This window comes from Micromonospora sp. NPDC004336 (assembly GCF_053602615.1).
The window spans coordinates 1-2,367 of the sequence record NZ_JBSGDY010000334.1; the positions used below are offsets into that span (position 1 = coordinate 1).

Annotated in this window: 2 protein-coding genes; both read right to left on the bottom strand. The window is 76.1% G+C overall.

Features of this window, described 5'->3' with window-relative positions:
• On the bottom strand, positions 1–1,983 hold a 1,983-nt coding region (locus ACWENR_RS30455; protein ID WP_452280388.1), incomplete at its 3' end, for a peptidoglycan D,D-transpeptidase FtsI family protein.
• A 5-nt stretch (positions 1,984–1,988) separates the two neighbouring features.
• Positions 1,989–2,367, bottom strand: a 379-nt coding sequence (locus tag ACWENR_RS30460) for a septum formation initiator family protein (protein WP_452280389.1), incomplete at its 5' end; no start/stop codon positions are given.

Sequence of the window (2,367 nt, forward strand, 5' to 3'; positions counted from 1 at the left end):
CCAGCCGGTGCCGGTCTTGCCGGCGACCCGCCACTCGGGCAGCGCCGCGGCCCGGCCGGTGGCGCCCTCGACGGTGGTCACCGCCTCCAGGATCGTGCGCAGGGCGGCGGCGTTGTCGGGGCTGAGCACCGACCGGGTGACCGGCGGGTCGGTCGGCCTGCGCTTCCCGTCCGGCCCGATCACCTCCCGAACCAGGCGCGGCTGCACGTACGTGCCGTCGTTGGCGATCGTCGCGTACGCGGCGGCCATCTGCAGCGGCGTGGCGTCGACGCTGTGCCCGATCGGCACCGACCCGGCCGACGACCCGCTCCACTCGTCGGCCGGCAGCAACCGCCCGCTGGCCTCGCCGGGCATGCCGACCCCGGTCGGCTCGCCGAGGCCGAACCGCTTCTGGTAGTCGATCAGCCGTTCCGGGCCCAGCTTGTCGGCGATCTCGATGGTGCCGACGTTCGAGGAGTACGCCATCATGCCGGGCAGGGTCATCCGGCGGCCGCCGGCCGGGTGGGTGTCGGCGAACCAGGTGTCGCCCTTGCGGACCGCGTTGGAGATCGGCAGCGTGGTGTCCGGGGTGATCACCCGCTCCTGCAGGGCGGCGCCGAAGGTGATCGCCTTGTGCACCGAGCCGGGGTCGACCACGAAGCTGGTGGCCGCGTCCTCCCGGTCGGTCGGGTCGCTCGGCACGGGCTTCGCCGCGTTGTAGGTGGGGTGGCTGGCCTGGGCCAGCACCTCGCTGCTGCCGACCTCCAGGACCACGGCCGCGCCGGTGCTGCCCTTGCTGCTCGCCATGTGCCGGGCCAGGATCCGCTGCGTCATGAACTGGAGGTCGCGGTCGACGGTGAGCCGCAGGGAGCTGCCCGGCTTGGCCTTCGTCGTCTCGCTGTAGCCGCCGGGGATCGGGGCGGCCAGGTCGCCGAGGCCGACCTCGTAGACCCGCTTGCCGTCCTCGCCGCGCAGCACGTCGTCGTAGCGGGCCTCCAGCCCCTCCAGGCCGACCATGTCCTGGCTGGTGAAGCCGAGCAGGTTGGCGGCGAGGTCGCCGCCGGGCACCTCGCGCCGCTCGTCGCGGTGGGTGTAGATGCCGGGCAGCTCCAGCGCGGTGATCTGCCGGGCCCGGTCGATGTCCACCCCCCGGGCCAGGTACTCGAACTGCGAGTCGACCCCGTTGACCCGCTTGCGCGGCTTCATGCCCTCGGCCAGCTCGGAGGCCGGAATGCCGAGCAGCGGGGAGAGCGCCTTCGCGGTGCCCGGGATGTCCTTGATCTGGGTCGGGTCGGCGTAGACGTAGCGCGCCTCGACGCTGTGCGCCAGCGGGGCGCCGTCCCGGTCGTAGATCGCCCCCCGCGCCGCCGGCAGGGTCACGGTGCGCAGCCGGTCGGCGACGCCGCCGCCGGCGTACGCCGGGGTGTCCACGGCCTGGAGGACGACCAGCCGGATGCCGATGACGGCGAACAGCGCCAGCGTCAGCACCGTGCCCAGCCGCAGCCGGCGGCGTGGGTCGGCCAGCCGCGGCGGCTTCGGCGGCTTGCGGGACGGTCGCCGGGCGGCCGGGCGGTCCGGGCGGCGCGGCGCGCGGCGGCGGGGCGCCGGCGGCTCGTCGTCGTGGCGGGGCTCGCGCGGCGCGCGGGGCGTGACGGTGCGGACGACGCCGGAGCGGCCAGCCGGCTCCCGCCGGCCGGTGCGGCCGGCGCCCGCGCGCCCGCCGTCGAGCACCTGGAGGGCGGGCCGGAACGGGTCGCCGGAACGGGTGCTGCGGGGGGTCCGGCGCTGCTCGGCGCGGCCGGCGTCGTCGTCGCGTTCGGCCCGGCCGCCGGTGCGCTGCTCGCGGACGGTGCGCCCGCGCGGGGTGTACGCCCGGGCGTCGGAGATGCCACCGGCGCCCGGCTCGCCGGAGCGACGCGCGGCGCCCCGGGCACCGACGTCACGTGACGAACCGCGCCGGGAGCCCGTGGCGTCCCGGCGCGGTTCCTCCGATCTCGGTGGCACGGTCGTCAGCCTCCCGCGCCCTGCTGGCTGGTGATCGACGGCTGGCCGTCGGCCGGCTGCGGCACACCGATCACCTTGCCGTCGGGCAGCCGGATGTAGGCCGGCTCGCCCGCCTCCACCAGCCCCAGCCGGCGGGCCTGGGCCTCCAGGTTGCCCGGGGCCTCGGCGTCGGCGATCTGCTTGTTGAGCTGCTGCTGCTCCAGGTCGAGCTTGGCCTGCTGCTCCTGGAGCTTCTCCAGCCGGAACGCGTTCTCGTTGATCTTGGTGTTGACCACCAGGATGCCGAGCACCCCGCCGACCACCAGCACCAGCACCAGCGCCGCGAACGGCGCGCGCGGCACCTTCACCGGCGGCGGCGGCGCCACCCGCAGCCGGGGCGGGCGG